Below are 16,149 nucleotides of genomic sequence, written 5' to 3'. Positions count from 1 at the left end.
GTATCAGTTCATGCCGTACTGTCATATTAGCTGTTTTCATGCTTTTAGATGATTTTAATATTCATATAATAATCAATGTGTTGTATAAATTCATGCCTGTATATTGTTCCAGTGTTTTTCTTTGTTTATGCTATTATGCAAGCAATTCTGTATAAACATTTGTATAAACACTTTGGGCTGGGTGGTCTATGGCTGGCGAACTTAACAAACTGAGCGACAGGAAGTTAAAGGGATTACATGGTATCCCGGCCAGTAAGATTGAGTTCTATGCTGATGGTGCCGGGCTGAGCGCCAAGGTAACGAAAGCTGGTGGTATTAGCTGGGTGTTTACTTACCGACTCGACGGGCAGAAGCTGCATCGTCTTACTCTGGGACGATACCCGGATATGAGCCTCAAAGAAGCCCGTTCTTCGCGTGATAAATGCCGCCAATGGCTGGCCTCAGGTAAAGATCCAAAGCACCAGTTGGCGCTGGCCACTCAGGAAACGCTTAAACCGGTCACTGTTAAGGAAGCTATAGAATACTGGATACGCGAATATGCAGAAGAGAACCGCGCGAATGTTGAACGGCACAAAGCGGAGCTGCGAAAACACATTTATCCTTATATAGGGAAAATGGCGCTCGCTGACTGTGAAACACGATACTGGCTTGACTGCTTTGACAGGATGAAAAAGAAAACTCCAGTCGCCGCAGGTTATGTGTTCCAGATGTGCAAACAAGCCCTGAAATTCTGCCGGGTTCGTCGCTATGCTGTGAGTACCGCGCTTGAAGATTTAACAATTCCAGATGTCGGTAAAAAACAGGCAAAAAAAGACCGGGTATTAAACGATAAAGAGGCTGGCGATTTATGGGCTGCCATTTCCTCTGGCACTTGCTTCATGCCTTACTACACCAGGCTACTGACAATCCTAATGGTGTTTGGGTGCCGAACGCAGGAGGCCAGGCTATCAGAGTGGAGTGAATGGGATATGGATGCCTGGGTCTGGACAGTTCCCAAAGAGCACAGCAAGGGCGGCGAGAAGATTGTAAGACCTGTGCCGGATGCCATGCGCAAATTCATTGAAATACTGCATGATGAAACGAAACGATCCGGCCTTTTGCTTGGGTCGGTTAAAGGCAGTGAAGCGGTAAGTCAGTGGGGCCGCGGCGTTTATAAAAAGCTGGGGCATTCTGAACCATGGACACTGCACGATCTAAGACGAACTTTAGCAACGCATATGAATAATATGGGTATAGCACCACACGTTGTCGAACAGTTGTTGGGGCACTCAATGCCGGGAGTCATGGCGATTTATAACCGTAGTCTGTATTTGCCTGAGAAACTGGATGCGCTGAATAAATGGTATGACAGACTTGATATTTTATCAGGTGGATTCACTAACATTGTTTTGTTGAATAAGGCTGAATAATGACTAGTTTTCTAAAATTGGGTATTTTCGAGCGAGAAGCCAAAGCCCCGGAGCTAAATATTAAACAACTTGCACTACTTATGTGTGGGGTAGATCCGACAGTTAAAACTGCTGATATCCCTGAAGCGAAAGTTGAAGCTTACAATATATACTATCGACAACTGAGTAGATGGTTATCAGCATCTAAATTATTTCGAGGTGGAAACTCAACAGCCTATCCCGCAGACTATATGTTTGCTCTGGCATATCCTCTTATTGATGAAGATATTACACCACAACCCATAAAGGACAGATGCCTTGCGGCGGTGGCTATAATTGCTAATCAAAACAAAGGAAAAGAGCATCTTTATGCTATGGGAGGGGATGAGCTTTTACAGGTCGGAATTGCATTGAAAAGCAGCAAACGCGGCTTGCATCGTAAAGAAGATGAAAAGGAATATAATGATAAATTAATGGGGATGCTGGTCAAGCTTATAGCACATAAGATAGGCCATTCGTTTGGCACCTCTAAAAAACCAAGCATCTCGGCTATTTTAAACGAACTATATAAATTAGCTGATGAGGAAGGTATATCTAAAACTGGATTATCTAAATCAGCAATATATGAGAAAATTCGAAAGGCATTAAATTCGATTTATTATACGGAATGAATATTGTTTTGCAGTGTTAGTAGGTATTATTTATATTTCATGTGAAAATACTAATTAATTATATTTGTTGGAGCTTTTGGCGATTCTATGATCGCCAAGGAGATTCAATTGTTATATTTGATGTGTATTACCGTTACATTCAACAGCATTCAACAGCATTCAACAGCATTCAACAGCATTCAACGACACGTAATGACACGTTATGACACGTAACGGCACCCGACAGCACCTAACAATACCTAGCTCCATCCACGGTCCCTACTAGGTCATTACTTGCTAACTTTTTCCATCTTTGTTCATGGTTATTCATCACTGTTCATCAGCGTTCATCATTGTTCATCTTTGTTATGAACAATCCAAGGTGAATCAAATCGTTAAAGAACGGTGATCTTCGGCGAGTTATTGAAATTCATGATTTTTTCTCTCGAGACAGCCGTTGAAATTACTGTGGAAACTGTTTTAAACAGGGGAGCGTTATCTTGATGGAATTTCTATCTTTCAATGGAATTGCGTGTTCTTTTAAAGGATTCCAGAATCAATGGAAATGCTGGTCGTTTATCCACTAATCTCTTCGCATAACATTGAAACAGTGGAGGCAGCATGCAAAATATAACCTTTACCCCGCCAAATCCTGAACAGCGCCGCACCCTTTTAGAAGAGTACGGCTTTAAGTTTGATCGCCGAATCCGTGAAGATGAATGCAGCGAGATCACCAGTCTTTCCCGTTCCAGCCGCTGGAAGATGGAGCAGCAGGGGCGCTTCCCTCCGCGCTGTCACTTTGGCCGCAATAGCTGTGCTTGGCTTCTTTCGGATGTGCTCTGGTGGGTTCGTAATCCGCCAGCAGTAGAGAACGTCAATAACCCATACAGCCGTAAATCTGCTTAATTAACCACAGGTAATCTGAGATGAAAAAGATTAATGCCCTCCACGGGCAGGGATTCGCTCACCCTGTAGCCAGCCAGCACGATATTTCAGCGAACCGTAAACAGGTTATTTCCGGTGACTGGTCGCCCATTAATCGCGGTGAATTTACGCTTGCCGATCTGGGGTTGCGCCACAACGGTAACGGGCTGGTGTGGCTGCGTTCCGGCGTGTCCGTGCATGAGGCAGACCATGATGTAGGGATAAGCGGCAAGGACAAGACCAAAGGAAGGGTTAATGGTCTTCCTTTTGAATTTGTCGGCCAGTGGCAGGAATACCCGACTAAACGCAGCTTTGCCGTTTCAGTATCTACGGAACTACGCCGCCAGTATTACCCGGACGATGCCACTTTTGGTAAGGCGATGCGTGAGGCGGGTTATATCCCCGTGCGCACCCGTAAATTGACCGGGAAGCTGGCAAGTTACTGGCTGTATAGAGTAACGGGTAACGATAAGGGGGTATGCACAGCAGAACCCGCGCCCTGCAAGGCTTCCGCGCCAGTTGTCCAGATCATATCTAAGCCTCATCCGTGGTTTAAACGTGTGGCACTCGATGGTAAATGGCAGTACGTCTACGCAGATCACATCCGCTTTCTGACGAAAAAGCGTCATCGCGTCGATGGTGTTCGGGTTCAGGGGTATACCGCTGGCGGGCTGAAAGTGGAGGCTATTGTATGACCGGCAAAACAAAGGCGGCCATGCCGGGCCGCCAGTGCAATACCGCTTTACTGAAACATCGCCAGATTACCAGGCTTGCCGCTGGTGGTCAAACTTTGCACTCGCCCGTTTTGGCGAGGTCAAATTATCACCAGGGATTCAAAATCCGAGCTGGAGTTCAAAATCTGCGCTCCCCCGTTTGGGGGTGCTCAAATCATGATGAGGCAGCCGCAAGCGATTTGCATAACTCAATCAGGGTTGCGCAGAATTTGAGCCGACGAAATTCGCACGCGCAAACCAAACTCGGTGATATGCCGAGTTTAAACAACTGCGTACGTTTAACGTACGGACATCGCAACCTATTGATGAAACTTAATTCCGTTGAATCGACGGAATCGGCGGGCCACAAACCCGAACAGTATTCGCGTTCTCCTGAACATCAAAACTGCTTAGGTTCAGAGGTTCCGACGAAGAACACCGGGGGCTGCGGAGATGATTGGTTTTTCAATCATGAGGAAAATCATAATATTACAGATTTGGATAATAACGCAGATTTGCGTCATGAGAAAAATCAGCAGGTTAGCCAGCCATTTTTAAGAGGGGAACCCATCCCAACTACCATTGGAGGATGGGATTGGCGTTTGTGCGAGTCTATAAGTCCTGCACAACCTTTGCACACCGAAATTATCGGTATACATAATTTGCAGGTAACTAAAAGTCACTCGCAAAACAACCCCGAAATTATCGGGGCAGTTCACAGCATTACGGGGAGTAATCCTGTTCAGCCTTTTGGCTCAATGCCACGCTTATTTAATTCTGCCCTGCCTAATTCTTTTAGCCAGTTAGCTAGGCTAACTCCATCGTGTTTGGCTTCTTTATCGAATTGCTCTTTTAACTCAGGGGGAATACGAATCTGGAATGCAGGAGCCTTACCCGTTCCCTTGGGTTGCTTATCTCGCTTAATGATTGTTGACATGTACGCACCTATTACTGTAGTGTTTTTTCAAATAGGTACGCACCTTATCACGATGCTATCTATAAAAACAACGCCCCCGAACGGTATTACCAGTACCGAACGAGGGCTAACCACCACCGTTAGCGAAAGTAACGAGGCAGCTATGAAAGATCATATCACACACCCGCAAGGGCGGAAGTCCTACACCTGGCGTTTTCTGGCGCTCAGTGCCATTGGGCGCAACGTCATTCACATCACTGCTACCACCGAACGCGAAGCCCGTGAACAATCGCCGGCTGGCTGCGTGATGGTATTCGCTGGCCGTTTGCCAGTACGGGAGGTGCACCGTGCGTGAGCCAATCTGTCTGGAGCAGGCCGAATATAAATCAGCGCTGGCTTCATCACTTTACGAAACCATTCTGGAGAAGGCCTCTGCTGAATGTTCAGAAACGCTGCTGAATCTGATTTCTATTGCGTGTGATTTTAACCAGGAAATTCACCGGGCATTAATCGCCGAGCTGCGCATGGGAGAGACAAAATGAGACAGGTTCCTTTTGAAGTCCTGATGCACGCCGAAGACGCACTGGCATACAGCAATCAGGCTCTGGCTATGCTGGAAATCTGGATGGACTCCCTCGGCGAAGGTGATGAACACGAATCTAACTGTGTGGCCGCCATTTTCAGCCTGGTGCATGAGTCCAAAGATCGTCTACAGAAAGCGCGGGAGGCTTCCAGTGCAAAATGACTTTGTAAGCGATGCGCGGCACGGGAAGCGCGGAGAGTTCAAATTGCCGCTGTTTTGTGAACTGACTGCAGAAGGGCAGAGTCACATCACCTTTGCCCTAAAGTTTGCCCCCGAGTCTGTGGCTGTGTTCCATCCCGATTCGGGAGAAATATCTCACTGGCTCAGCCGCGGAAACGAGATTATCGACATTTACGGTTGCTATACCGTCTTTCCTCGCAATGGCATTAGGGAGGAACAGCAATGAGCCGCGCAATTGAGATTATCCGTGAAGTTAAGCGCCAAGCTGCCGGAAGCTGGGAAAGCCTACTTCCTCAGTGCGGGGTGACTGTTCCGCCGAAAGGCCGTCACGGCCCATGCGCCATCTGTGGTGGATCTGACCGATTTCACTACATTGACGACCACGGCGGCGGCGAGTGGCATTGTCGCCAGTGTGACGAGCCAAATCACGGCGACGGTCTGGATCTCATTGCCAGATCTCAGGGCATTACCATAACCGCTGCGGCGCAGAAAGTATCCTCTGTGCTGGGTGGTGATACCCGGACACCGGAACCGAAGCCAGCCAGAGAGAAGCCTCAGACGGATATCGCCGGGAAAGTTGCGGCGCTGACCGCTAAAGCCTCTCCGGGGCAGTCTGCTTACCTTACATCAAAGGGGCTTCAATGCCCCTTCCCGATGCTGTCCGATGGGTCGCTGCTGCTGGTGCTGAAAAACGGTGCTGGCGCGACGACAGGCGCACAGGTGATTAAGCCAGATGGCAGTAAGCGGCTGGTGGCCGGAACGGTAAAGAAAGGCTCTTTTTGCGTGGTTAATTCCGGTGAAACGCCGGAGACGGTGATTATCGCCGAAGGACTAGCAACGGCGCTTTCGGTTCAGCAGTTTCGCCCAGATGCGACAATTATCACAGCGATTGACGCCGGGAATTTGCTGTCAGTTGCGCAGGTGATGCGACAGCGTTACCCGGATGCGCAGATCATCATCGCCGCAGATAACGATATTAAGCCTGGCGAACCAAACACGGGTAAATCAGCCGCAGAAAAAACCGCTAAAGCTGTCTCTGGCTGGGTAGCTTTACCTCAGTCTGAGGAAAAGGCCGACTGGAATGATTTTCACCAGCAACACGGGCTGGAAGCAGCCGCAGCAGCATTTAATGATTCGATGTACCAGCCGGAGGGCGAAAAGGTGGTGGTAAAACTTAAGTCTATTGACGGCGGTAAAAAAGAGCAAAAATCAGCTCTGCAAGGTGACGAACTGAAACCACGCGTGGAGAGCCGTAACGATGGCTTGTACTGGATTACGCCAAAGGTGGACAAGGACAGCGGAGAAATCATCAATAACGAAGCGTGGCTTTGTTCGCCTCTTGAGGTAGTTGGTTCAGGTAGTGACGGGGCAGAACGCTATCTTGTTTTGCGCTGGCGTTCGCCGCGTGGCCACGAAGATATTACCAGGGCGATCCCTTGCGCTGATGTTGGAGAGCGTGAGGGATGGCGCTCACTTAAAGCTGGAGGGGTTAACGTGACCACTAAAAACACCTTTCGTGCCATTCTGGCCGATTGGCTGCAGCAGTGTGGATCTGGTCAGGAATGGATTATCACTCATACCACTGGCTGGCATAATGGGGCATATATCATGCCTGATGGCGAAGTTATTGGTGATCCAGAGACACCCATTCTCTTTAATGGTCGCAGCGCTGCATCTTCCGGTTATGCCGTTTCTGGTACGGCTGAGGGCTGGCGGGATTCAGTGGCTTATCTGGCCGGTGGCAACCCATCAATGATGCTGGGAGTGGCGGCGGCATTATCCGCGCCGCTTATTGGGCTGGTGGGTGCTGATGGTTTCGGTGTCCACTTGTTCGAGCAGTCGAGCGCCGGTAAGACCACTACAGCTAATATTGCGAGCAGTCTGTGGGGAGAGCCGGATGCTCTGCGCCTAACGTGGTACGGTACTGCGCTTGGTATCGCTAACGAAGCGGAGGCGCATAACGACAGTCTGTTACCGCTGGATGAAGTGGGGCAGGGGAGCAGCGCCAAAGACGTTGCCACTTCGGCATACACCTTGTTTAACGGTGCTGGAAAGCTGCAGGGAGCCAAAGAGGGCGGCAATCGGGAGTTGAAACGTTGGCGCACTGTAGCAATCAGTACCGGGGAAATGGATATCGAGACGTTTCTTTCTGCTGGTGGGCTAAAAGTTAAGGCAGGCCAGTTGGTTCGCCTGCTGAATATCCCTATGGAGAAATCGACGGCCTTTCATGGCCTGCAGAACGGCAAGGCTCATGCTGATGCACTGAAGCAGGCATGGATTGAAAATCACGGTGCAGCGGGCCGAGAGTGGGTTAAATGGTTGGCGGCTCACCAGAAGGAAGCTAAACAGGCCGTACATGACGCCCAGACGCGCTGGCGCGGACTCATTCCGGCTGATTATGGCGAGCAGGTGCACCGCGTGGCAGAACGCTTTGCAATCCTTGAAGCTGCGCTGGTGACTGGTGCATCAATCACCGGATGGGATGAACAGGCCAGCCGTGATGCTATCCAGCATAGCTTTAATGCCTGGGTGAAAGAGTTCGGAACGGGAAATAAAGAGCACCAGCAGATCATCGAGCAGTGCGAGGCGTTTCTTAATGCTTATGGTCTGAGCCGGTTCGCCCCTTTGCCTTATGATCCTGCAAGCCTGCCAATCAGTAATCTTGCCGGGTATCGTAAGCGTAAGAGCAACCATGATGATGCGCCCATGGTGTTCTATACATTCCCTGCAACGTTTGAGAAGGAGATAGCGCAGGGATTTAATGCTAGGCAGTTTGCCCGTGCGCTTGCCGCTGCCGGTTTGCTCTCTGAGCCATCAAGTGGGAGAGGATATCAACAGAAATCACCGCGAATTGATGGGCGCCAAATCAACGTTTATGTACTTCAACAAGTTGCAGAAGAAGGGGCGGAATAAAATACACATGTGAGGATTGTTATTGTTGGTTCAGTTGGTTCAATGATTGTTAATTACATTCATGTTACTGTTTTACATAGGGTTTATGTCTAATAATTGAACCAACACTGAACCAACAAACGGCTATTTTGAACCAACATGTTCCGCTATTGAACCAACCCCCTTTTCTGGCTGGCCTGTAAATATTTGCCACTGAACCAACATAAAAATAGCATTTGTTGGTTCAAAAAGGGGCTTTGTTAGTTCACTTAATGAAAATAATGCCTTTAAAAACAATAATCTTTACAAATTGAACCAACTGAACTGACTGAACCAACATAGTTTTGCATCTATACACAAAAAATAGAGGATGTTATGGACAAAAAAAACAGTGATGACCTGGTATATTCGAAGGTGCTGATCCAGAAAGTGGTTGAGCACAAAGATATGTTTGGGGTTCCAGACAGCAAAACGGATTTGCAGCTTATGCCGCTTAGCGAATACCGGGAACTGGTGAAGCGAGAAGCTTTCTTTTTTGTGGATCACAATGGTTTCCTGCGCCATCAATTTTCTGGTGATGTTATGGCTGCCAGCAAAGAACAACTGGATATCCTTATCGGCGAATTGAAAGCGAAGCGTGAGCTGCTTGATGATGCTCTGGATTGCGCTAAGGAATAATTTTGTAAATTATTTGTACTCATGTTTACCCGTGATTACCCCTGTCTCTGATGGGGGGTTTTCTTTATATTTTTCATGTATATCTTGAAGAGTGGCACTCAGACGTGAGCCGCCACTGGCCGTTAAGTCAAGCTGTAGCGAGTACAGCCTGCGAGAGGCAGAAAAAGATTTAACGGCCTCCCCTCCAAGCGCTGGTTTCACGTCTCTACGTTAATTGATACGGAAACCACTCCATGAAGAAACTACTCGAATTACGCCAGCAGAAAGCCGCACTCAAAACACAGATGCGTTCCATGCTGGACAAAGCCGACACCGAAAAGCGCAGCCTGAACGAAGAAGAGGGCAAAAAGTTCGACGAACTCCGCGCCCAGGCTGATGCGCTTGAAGTTGAAATCACCCGCCTTGAAGCCGTCGCCGACGATCAGCGCAATCTGCCTGGTACTTCCGTCGAAGGTGAGCCAGTAAGCAACGACGAGCTGCGCCACTACATCATGACAGGTGATACCCGTTCTCTCTCCACGCTGGTGCAGGCTGACGGCGGTTATACCGTTATCCCTGAGCTGGACAAAGAGATTATGCGCCAGTTGCAGGATGATAGCGTGATGCGTTCCATCGCAACGGTGAAGACCACCAAAACCAACGAATACCAGAAGCTGGTATCTGTGGGCGGCACTACTGTTAATCGTGGTACCGAAGGTGAGGCACGTACCGAAACCAGTACGCCGAAGATGGAGCGCGTTGATATCAAACTCAACCCGATCTACGCCTACCCGAAAACCACTCAGGAGATTCTCGACTTCTCTGAGGTGGACATTCTGGGCTGGCTGTCTTCTGAAATCGCCGACACCTTCACCGCTACCGAAGAGAGCGACTTTGTGAACGGCGACGGTGATAAAAAATCCAAAGGGTTCCTGTCTTACCCTCGCGCTGTCACTGCCGACAAAACCCGTCCGTTCGGTACGCTGGAGAAGATGGAGGCGGCTGACGTTTCCTCTGATGGCCTGATCGACCTGCTGTATAAGCTGAAAGCCAAATACCGCAAAAACGCCGTATGGGTGATGAACTCCAACACCGCCGCCAAACTGCAAAAGCTGAAAAACGGCAACGGAGATTACATCTGGCGCGATCGTCTGGTTGCCGGTTCTCCCGATACGCTGCTGGGCCGTCCTGTTCAGTATCTGGAAACCATGCCGGATGCGGATGCAGGTAAAGCGTTCCTCGCGGTAGGCGACTTCAAGCGCGGCTATTTCATCGTGGATCACACCACTGGCGTGCGTACCCGTCCTGACAACATCACCGAACCGGGTTTCTACAAGGTGCATACCGATAAGTACCTGGGCGGCGGTGTGGTGGACTCCAACGCCATCAAGGTGCTTGAGCTTTCAGGCTCCGGTTCCTGATTTGACGTTTAAGGGGCTGCGGCCCCTTTTTGCCCTCTGTGGAGTCCAGTAATGAAAACAATTGATTTTGAAATCCGTACTTCCGAAGTGAGCGCCAGCAACAAAAAGCTGGTGGGCTATGCCGTGCGCTGGAACAGCCTGTCAGAAGTTATCTGGGATGAGTTCCGCGAACAGTTTGCGCCGGGAGCGTTTAAAGACAGCCTGGCATCCGGTAGCGATGTGCGTGCGCTGTATGAGCATAACTATACCCAGCTGCTGGGCCGCACTAAATCCGGCACGCTGGTGCTGTCCGAAGACGATACCGGGCTGCGCTTCGAGCTGACTCCGCCGAATACCCAGCTTGGCAACGATGTGCTGGAGCTGGTGGAGCGCGGGGATATCTCCGGCATGAGCTTTGGTTTCCGGGCGCTGAAAGAGGCGTGGGATATTGCTCAGTCTCCATATCTGCGCACTGTTACCGCTGCCGAACTGCGGGAGATTACCGTTACCTCTATGCCTGCTTATCCTGAGTCTGGCGTGGAAATCGCGCACCGTTCGCTTTTCTCCCAACATCCTGAACTGCGCCGCGCTGGCGATAACCGTCGCCGCTGGGCTGATTTAGCGGGGCTCTGATATGTGGAATATCTGGCCGTTTGGCCGTAAGTCTGAACCCTCAGAGCAGCGCAGCATGACCATTGATGAATTTCTGGCGATGGCAGGGATTCCAAATACCGGATCAGGCGAGTATGTGTCTGCGGGTACTGCGGAATCTCTGCCGGCGGTCATGAACGCCGTATCAGTTATCAGTGAGGCGGTGGCAACAATGCCCTGCTATCTCTACCGCGTCCGTAATGATAATGGTCGTGAGGCGCGAGAATGGCTGAGTAATCACCCGGTGGATTTTCTCCTGAACGAGCAGCCGAACGACTGCCAGACGCCTTATCAGTTTAAACGCACGATGATGCGCCATTGTCTGCTGAATGGTAACGCCTATGCGGTGATCCAGTGGGGCCGCGACGGCCAGCCGCAATCCCTGCACCCGTATGCGCCGGGGGCGGTTGTTCCTGAGCGTATCGGCCAGCATAAGTACAAATACACCGTTACAGAGCCGTTTACCGGGGCTGTGCGCACCTATCTACAGGAAGAGATTCTGCACCTGCGTTACTCCACCGATGATGGCTTTCTGGGGCGTTCGCCTATTACTACGTGCCGTGAGGCGCTGGGGTTAGGTCTGGCCCAACAGCGCCACGGTGCCAGCATTATGAAAGATGGCATGATGGCGGCGGGCGTCGTCACTACTGCTGAATGGCTCGACAGCGTGAAGGGTAAGCAGGCTCTGGACGCACTGGAGCGCTACAAAGGTGCCAGAAATGCCGGGAAAACGCCGATCCTTGAAGGTGGCATGGACTACAAGCAGCTTGGCATGAGCAATCAGGATGCCGAATGGCTGGCGTCGCGCCGGTTCTCCATTGAAGACATTGCCCGCATGTTCAACGTGTCGCCCATCTTCCTGCAGGAATACAGCAACAGCACCTACAGCAATTTCAGCGAAGCGAGCCGCGCCTTTCTCACCATGACCATGCGCCCGTGGCTGGCGAACTTCGAGCAACAAATCAAATCTGCTTTGCTGGTGGCCTCTCCGGTTCCGGGAACCCGTTATCAGGTGGAGTTTGACTCTGCTGACCTTCTCCGTGCCACACCTACCGAGCGTTACGCCACTTATGAGCGAGGCATTAAGAACGGGATCATGAACCCGAACGAAGCCCGTGAGCGCGAGGGGATGCCGCCGCGTGAAGGTGGTGACGAATTCAGCCAGGCATGGAAGCAGGAAGTGAAGATCAGCAAAGACGGCAAGGAAGGTGACGCATGAGAGCCGGGGGGCTGAGAAGCCGCGTCACTATTCGGGTATTCACTACCCACAGGGAGCCGTCCGGTCAGGTTGTTCAGGTCTGGGAAGACGGGGAAACCATATGGGCTGAGGTTAAGGGGATCAGTGGCCGAGAGTTAATGGCGTCAGGTGCCGAGGTTGCCGAAGCGACGATCCGCGTTTGGGTGCGTTTCCGCCGTGATATTACCGCAGCCAACCGTCTGAAAGTGCTTACTGGCCCGTTTGCTGGCAGCACTCTCAATATTATCGGGCCTCCTATTCCTGATTCGGAAGGTACCCGGCTGGAAATTCTCTGCAAGACAGGAACGGAAAAATGACAGCAGAAATCACCCTGGAAGAAGCAAAGCTGCATTGCCGTATTGATGATGATTATGAAGACACGCTGATACAGGCGTACATCGATGCGGCGCTGGAGGTTTGCCAGAAGCATATCGGCAAGCGGTTTGATAACGGGCTGGAGTTTACGCCAGCTATCAAGATTGGCTGTCTGATGTACGTATCTCAGCTGTACGAGTACCGCACGATGATTGGTGATACCGACGCCAAAGAGATACCGATGGCTGTCTCTGCGTTGTGGTCTGTCTATCGTGATGTGGGGGTGTACTGATGCCGTGGCAACCACTACGCCGGTGCAATGAGCCGGGATGTAATAAACGGGTGAAGTCTGGCAAGTGTGACGAGCATAAGCGGGATGCCCGCCGACAAAGCGACAGCCGAAGAGGTACGCGAACAGAGCGTGGTTACTCCAACCGCTGGGGCGAATACCGTCGTCATTTTCTAAAAGCTAATCCGCTGTGTGTCCATTGTCTCAAGGCTGGCGTCTATGCATCGGCAACTATCGTCGATCACATCATCCCTATCGAGGGTGAAGCTGATGTGCTGTTCTGGCCCGCCAGTAATCACCAGTCGTTATGCGCTGCCTGTCATGGACGGAAGACAACCACAACAGACCCGGTGACGAAGCAGCAGCGTAAAGCCGGTAAGTTCCGCGAGCAGGAAGAAGCAGCACGTCATCGCACCGACTGGATCTATGAGGCAAACAATGACTGAGCAGGAACAGCAGCGGCTGATTAGTGGGCTGATAAAGCAGCGCGAGGCATGGCAACCAGCCAGACAGAGAGCGCATAAGAAGCCCGTAGCAAAGCGCATGAGCCAGCGTGACCGGGAGCTTATGGAATGCTTTCGCAACCGCTGACAGGCCGAATGGACGGGGTGGGGGAGGTTTTCAGGACAAACCCCTCTCAGCGAGGAACCACCCGCCCCCTCAAATTTTTACGCACGGTGATTTTTTTGAAAATAAAACGCGATGGAAACGAGAAATTTTTATGGCAAGACCACCAAAACCGCCAGCTTACCTTGATGAGTTAGCCGCGCAGCAGTGGAAAGCGAAAGCGAAGCAACTGGCCGAGCGTGGCGATCTGACACCCGCCGACTGGAACAACCTTGAGCTTTTTTGCGTCAACTATTCGATGTACCGCAAAGCAGTGGAAGACCTTGCCAGCCGTGGGTTCAGCATTGTTAACAGCCAGGGGGGCGAGAGCCGAAATCCTGCACTGAGTGCAAAGGCTGATGCTGAAAAAATCATGATTAAAATGTCGTCGCTGCTGGGCTTTGATCCGGTAAGCCGCCGCCGTAACCCGGTAGAAACGGAAGAGGAGGACGAGCTTGACCGTCTGGAATGAGTACGCAAATGCGATAAAAACGGGCGAAATTCCGGCCTGTAAGCGCGTAAAACAGGCCGTGGAAAGGTACTTTTCAGACCTGAATGACCCCCGATATGAGTTCGATACGGCGACCGTAGAGCGGTTTATTGCGTTCTCGCGGCTCTGTCCTCACGTCAAAGGCCCGCTTCGGGGCCAGCCAATCGATCTGGAACCGTGGCAGCAGTTCGCCTTTGCTAACCTGCTGGGCTTTAAAGTTAGAGAGACAGGCCGCCGTAAGTACAGCAGCGCCTTTATTGAGGTGCCGCGCAAGAATGCCAAATCAACCGTGGCCGCCATGCTGGCTAACTGGTTTCTGGTAATGGAGAAGGGCCAGCAGGATATCTACACGGCGGCGGTAAGCCGGGATCAGGCCCGAATCGTGTTCGACGATGCCCGCCAGATGTGCCTGCTGTCAAAACCGCTGAAAAAGCGCGTCAATATCCAGGCGCATAAGGTCATTTTTCCGAAGAGCAACAGCCTGTTAAAGCCGCTGGCGGCGAAAGCGGCCACCATTGAAGGGACTAACCCCAGCCTGGCGATTGTCGATGAATACCACCTTCACCCGGATAACGGCGTTTATTCCGCCCTCGAGCTGGGTATGGGCGCACGTCCGGAGGCGATTTTGTTCGCTATCACTACCGCCGGGAGTAACGTTGTCTCTGCCTGTAAGCAGCATTATGACTACTGCTGTCAGATTCTGGCCGGGGAGGAGGGCAACGATTCGCTGTTTGTACTGATCTACGAGCTGGACGACGAAAGCGAGGTTGAGCAGCCTGAAATGTGGATCAAGGCTAACCCTAACCTGCATGTGTCCGTTGACGCAGCGAAACTAGAATCCACTATCCAGAAAGCCCGGGGTATACCGTCGCAGTGGGTGGAAATGCTGACCAAGCGTTTCAATATCTGGTGTCAGGGCTCCACTCCGTGGATGGGAGCCGGCGCATGGGATGCCTGTGCGCTCGAATATACCGAAGAAGATCTGTCCGGGATGGAGTGTTACGCCGGATTTGACCTGTCCTCAACCAGCGATATTACCAGTGTGAGTTACGCTTTCCCGTTTGAACGCGAGATCAGGCTTCTTACCCGGCACTATCTGCCCGAAGCACAACTACTTAACGTTGCTAACAAAAACCGCGCCATCTATCGGCAGTGGGTAAAAGCGGGCTGGATACGCACCACCCCCGGCGACTGTATTGACTATGATCGCATCCGTGACGATATCCTGCGCGACGCTGAAATATTCAATATCCGGCTGGTGGGCTTTGATACGTGGAACGCGACACACTTGCGAACCCAGTTACAGGGGGCTGGCCTCGATGTGGAGCCGTTCCCGCAAACCTATCTGAAATTCAGTCCGGTAGCGAAATCTTTTGAGGTTTTTGTTAACCGCAAGGTGGTGCGCCATCGTGGCGATCCGGTTCTGGCCTGGGCGATTGGTAACGTGGTGATGGAGTCCGATGCCAACGCCAATATCAAACCTAACAAAAAGAAATCCTCCAACAAGATAGACCCGGCGGTTTCTGCACTCATGGCGTTCGGCACATTCCAGGCAGAACACGAAGATTTTGCTTTCGATATGAGCGACAGTCACAAAGAGCGACTGGCTTTATTTAATGGGATTTGAGCATAAAGCGTAAAGGCAGAATTATCTTGAGGTTATCAGGAATATAAAATTGCTCTAGATCACTACATTGCTGTCGTGGAATAGGAAGAGTCTGTTTTGTTGTTTATAAATGTATTGCAGGGCTTTTCCTGTTCAAACTTCTGGTGAAATATGACTGATAAATGGGCTGATTACCTTATTTCTAAAGTCCGATATAACGATAAACACACTCACATTACCCATGTGTATGTGCATGTCGATAATGGCGATACTGTTGGAGAAGGGACATCAGAAACACGGCAGTGGGTAGTGAATAAAATCGATAGCGGCTATACCTTTTACACCATTTTCAAAGGTGATGACGGTAAGTGGAAGAAAGGTCAAAAAGTGGTTAAGGACCGTGTCAACGGTACTGATTACATTACTACTAGACCTAATGGTACATCCAAGGATAACTTAGAAAACCTTCCTGAGTACTAAACACTTTGGTTACTAAAGGCATAAAGCATCAGAATTGTTCTGGTGCTTTTTTGTTTGTTCAGCCAAAGCTGTATAAACATCTGTATAAACAATAATAAAAAAGGCGCATCCCCATGCCGAGTAGCGCCTTTTTATTCAATAACATAGCTGAAATGTATCAGTTCATGCCGTA

The 16,149-nt window shown here is 50.5% G+C and carries 20 protein-coding genes; 19 read left to right on the top strand and 1 reads right to left on the bottom strand.

Going from position 1 to position 16,149, the window contains the following annotated elements; all coding sequences use genetic code 11:
• The first annotated feature begins 188 nt into the window (after positions 1 to 188).
• From QMN93_RS24585 to QMN93_RS24570, 4 genes are all read left to right on the top strand, one after another.
• Complete coding sequence (locus QMN93_RS24585) at positions 189 to 1,409, top strand: site-specific integrase (RefSeq protein ID WP_045325326.1); 1,221 nt, start codon at positions 189 to 191, stop codon at positions 1,407 to 1,409.
• The gene (locus tag QMN93_RS24580; RefSeq protein ID WP_019077825.1) at positions 1,409 to 2,059 is read left to right on the top strand and encodes a hypothetical protein; all 651 of its coding nucleotides are present in this window, start codon (positions 1,409 to 1,411) and stop codon (positions 2,057 to 2,059) included. Before QMN93_RS24585 ends, QMN93_RS24580 begins: the two co-directional genes overlap by 1 nt.
• A 600-nt stretch (positions 2,060 to 2,659) precedes the next feature.
• Complete coding sequence (locus QMN93_RS24575) at positions 2,660 to 2,944, top strand: AlpA family transcriptional regulator (protein ID WP_019077824.1); 285 nt, start codon at positions 2,660 to 2,662, stop codon at positions 2,942 to 2,944.
• Positions 2,945 to 2,964: 20 nt separating this feature from the next.
• Positions 2,965 to 3,657, top strand: coding sequence for a hypothetical protein (locus tag QMN93_RS24570; RefSeq protein WP_019077823.1), 693 nt, complete (start codon positions 2,965 to 2,967; stop codon positions 3,655 to 3,657).
• Positions 3,658 to 4,417: 760 nt separating this feature from the next.
• Here the strand turns inward: QMN93_RS24570 and QMN93_RS24565 are convergent.
• A complete protein-coding gene (locus QMN93_RS24565; RefSeq protein WP_063844865.1) occupies positions 4,418 to 4,612 on the bottom strand; it encodes a toxin-antitoxin system HicB family antitoxin in 195 nt (64 codons plus the stop codon).
• On the opposite strand from QMN93_RS24565, the gene QMN93_RS24560 reads away from it, so the two are divergent.
• From QMN93_RS24560 to QMN93_RS24490, 15 genes are all read left to right on the top strand, one after another.
• Positions 4,599 to 4,946, top strand: a complete 348-nt coding sequence (locus QMN93_RS24560; RefSeq protein ID WP_323619692.1) for a host cell division inhibitor Icd-like protein — start codon at positions 4,599 to 4,601, stop codon at positions 4,944 to 4,946. The two genes, QMN93_RS24565 and QMN93_RS24560, sit on opposite strands and share 14 nt — an antisense overlap.
• Positions 4,939 to 5,133 carry a hypothetical protein gene (locus QMN93_RS24555; protein ID WP_019077820.1) on the top strand — a complete coding sequence of 65 codons (195 nt, stop codon included), beginning with the start codon at positions 4,939 to 4,941 and terminating at the stop codon, positions 5,131 to 5,133. The genes QMN93_RS24560 and QMN93_RS24555 overlap by 8 nt, the downstream gene beginning before the upstream one ends.
• Positions 5,130 to 5,336, top strand: a complete 207-nt coding sequence (locus QMN93_RS24550; protein WP_019077819.1) for a hypothetical protein — start codon at positions 5,130 to 5,132, stop codon at positions 5,334 to 5,336. Before QMN93_RS24555 ends, QMN93_RS24550 begins: the two co-directional genes overlap by 4 nt.
• Before the next feature lie 240 nt (positions 5,337 to 5,576).
• Positions 5,577 to 8,267: a TOPRIM and DUF927 domain-containing protein gene (locus QMN93_RS24545; protein ID WP_045325322.1), complete on the top strand. Its 2,691-nt coding sequence runs from the start codon at positions 5,577 to 5,579 to the stop codon at positions 8,265 to 8,267.
• Between the two features lie 354 nt (positions 8,268 to 8,621).
• Entirely contained in the window at positions 8,622 to 8,924 is a 303-nt protein-coding gene (locus tag QMN93_RS24540; protein ID WP_045325320.1) for a hypothetical protein, read from the top strand.
• Positions 8,925 to 9,157: 233 nt separating this feature from the next.
• On the top strand, positions 9,158 to 10,324 hold the full coding sequence (locus QMN93_RS24535) for a phage major capsid protein (RefSeq protein ID WP_045338307.1): 1,167 nt from the start codon (positions 9,158 to 9,160) through the stop codon (positions 10,322 to 10,324).
• Positions 10,325 to 10,375: 51 nt separating this feature from the next.
• Positions 10,376 to 10,936, top strand: coding sequence for an HK97 family phage prohead protease (locus tag QMN93_RS24530; protein WP_045338306.1), 561 nt, complete (start codon positions 10,376 to 10,378; stop codon positions 10,934 to 10,936).
• A 1-nt stretch (position 10,937) separates the two neighbouring features.
• Positions 10,938 to 12,173, top strand: a complete 1,236-nt coding sequence (locus tag QMN93_RS24525) for a phage portal protein (protein WP_045338305.1) — start codon at positions 10,938 to 10,940, stop codon at positions 12,171 to 12,173.
• The gene (locus QMN93_RS24520; RefSeq protein ID WP_001201224.1) at positions 12,170 to 12,508 is read left to right on the top strand and encodes a phage head closure protein; all 339 of its coding nucleotides are present in this window, start codon (positions 12,170 to 12,172) and stop codon (positions 12,506 to 12,508) included. The genes QMN93_RS24525 and QMN93_RS24520 overlap by 4 nt, the downstream gene beginning before the upstream one ends.
• On the top strand, positions 12,505 to 12,798 hold the full coding sequence (locus QMN93_RS24515) for a head-tail connector protein (RefSeq protein ID WP_045325314.1): 294 nt from the start codon (positions 12,505 to 12,507) through the stop codon (positions 12,796 to 12,798). Before QMN93_RS24520 ends, QMN93_RS24515 begins: the two co-directional genes overlap by 4 nt.
• A complete protein-coding gene (locus QMN93_RS24510; RefSeq protein ID WP_001145894.1) occupies positions 12,798 to 13,241 on the top strand; it encodes an HNH endonuclease in 444 nt (147 codons plus the stop codon). Before QMN93_RS24515 ends, QMN93_RS24510 begins: the two co-directional genes overlap by 1 nt.
• Entirely contained in the window at positions 13,234 to 13,386 is a 153-nt protein-coding gene (locus tag QMN93_RS24505) for a hypothetical protein (RefSeq protein ID WP_061351399.1), read from the top strand. Before QMN93_RS24510 ends, QMN93_RS24505 begins: the two co-directional genes overlap by 8 nt.
• Before the next feature lie 130 nt (positions 13,387 to 13,516).
• A complete protein-coding gene (locus tag QMN93_RS24500) occupies positions 13,517 to 13,873 on the top strand; it encodes a phage terminase small subunit P27 family (RefSeq protein ID WP_000113647.1) in 357 nt (118 codons plus the stop codon).
• On the top strand, positions 13,857 to 15,518 hold the full coding sequence (locus tag QMN93_RS24495) for a terminase large subunit (protein ID WP_045325290.1): 1,662 nt from the start codon (positions 13,857 to 13,859) through the stop codon (positions 15,516 to 15,518). The genes QMN93_RS24500 and QMN93_RS24495 overlap by 17 nt, the downstream gene beginning before the upstream one ends.
• Before the next feature lie 150 nt (positions 15,519 to 15,668).
• Positions 15,669 to 15,977, top strand: a complete 309-nt coding sequence (locus tag QMN93_RS24490) for a DUF3892 domain-containing protein (protein WP_001547818.1) — start codon at positions 15,669 to 15,671, stop codon at positions 15,975 to 15,977.
• Positions 15,978 to 16,149: the final 172 nt, after the last annotated feature.

The sequence above is a fragment of the Enterobacter sp. R-1.6.2 genome (assembly GCF_035064085.1).
GTDB lineage: Bacteria > Pseudomonadota > Gammaproteobacteria > Enterobacterales > Enterobacteriaceae > Enterobacter > Enterobacter asburiae_B.
This window is presented reverse-complemented; position numbering and strand designations above follow the sequence as displayed.

Coding starts and splice junctions, on each gene's coding strand:
- QMN93_RS24585 (WP_045325326.1), top strand. CDS start 189: ATGGCTGGCGAACTTAACAAACTGAGCGACAGGAAGTTAAAGGGATTA.
- QMN93_RS24580 (WP_019077825.1), top strand. CDS start 1,409: ATGACTAGTTTTCTAAAATTGGGTATTTTCGAGCGAGAAGCCAAAGCC.
- QMN93_RS24575 (WP_019077824.1), top strand. CDS start 2,660: ATGCAAAATATAACCTTTACCCCGCCAAATCCTGAACAGCGCCGCACC.
- QMN93_RS24570 (WP_019077823.1), top strand. CDS start 2,965: ATGAAAAAGATTAATGCCCTCCACGGGCAGGGATTCGCTCACCCTGTA.
- QMN93_RS24560 (WP_323619692.1), top strand. CDS start 4,599: ATGATTGTTGACATGTACGCACCTATTACTGTAGTGTTTTTTCAAATA.
- QMN93_RS24565 (WP_063844865.1), bottom strand. CDS start 4,612: ATGTCAACAATCATTAAGCGAGATAAGCAACCCAAGGGAACGGGTAAG.
- QMN93_RS24550 (WP_019077819.1), top strand. CDS start 5,130: ATGAGACAGGTTCCTTTTGAAGTCCTGATGCACGCCGAAGACGCACTG.
- QMN93_RS24545 (WP_045325322.1), top strand. CDS start 5,577: ATGAGCCGCGCAATTGAGATTATCCGTGAAGTTAAGCGCCAAGCTGCC.
- QMN93_RS24540 (WP_045325320.1), top strand. CDS start 8,622: ATGGACAAAAAAAACAGTGATGACCTGGTATATTCGAAGGTGCTGATC.
- QMN93_RS24535 (WP_045338307.1), top strand. CDS start 9,158: ATGAAGAAACTACTCGAATTACGCCAGCAGAAAGCCGCACTCAAAACA.
- QMN93_RS24530 (WP_045338306.1), top strand. CDS start 10,376: ATGAAAACAATTGATTTTGAAATCCGTACTTCCGAAGTGAGCGCCAGC.
- QMN93_RS24525 (WP_045338305.1), top strand. CDS start 10,938: ATGTGGAATATCTGGCCGTTTGGCCGTAAGTCTGAACCCTCAGAGCAG.
- QMN93_RS24520 (WP_001201224.1), top strand. CDS start 12,170: ATGAGAGCCGGGGGGCTGAGAAGCCGCGTCACTATTCGGGTATTCACT.
- QMN93_RS24515 (WP_045325314.1), top strand. CDS start 12,505: ATGACAGCAGAAATCACCCTGGAAGAAGCAAAGCTGCATTGCCGTATT.
- QMN93_RS24510 (WP_001145894.1), top strand. CDS start 12,798: ATGCCGTGGCAACCACTACGCCGGTGCAATGAGCCGGGATGTAATAAA.
- QMN93_RS24505 (WP_061351399.1), top strand. CDS start 13,234: ATGACTGAGCAGGAACAGCAGCGGCTGATTAGTGGGCTGATAAAGCAG.
- QMN93_RS24500 (WP_000113647.1), top strand. CDS start 13,517: ATGGCAAGACCACCAAAACCGCCAGCTTACCTTGATGAGTTAGCCGCG.
- QMN93_RS24490 (WP_001547818.1), top strand. CDS start 15,669: ATGACTGATAAATGGGCTGATTACCTTATTTCTAAAGTCCGATATAAC.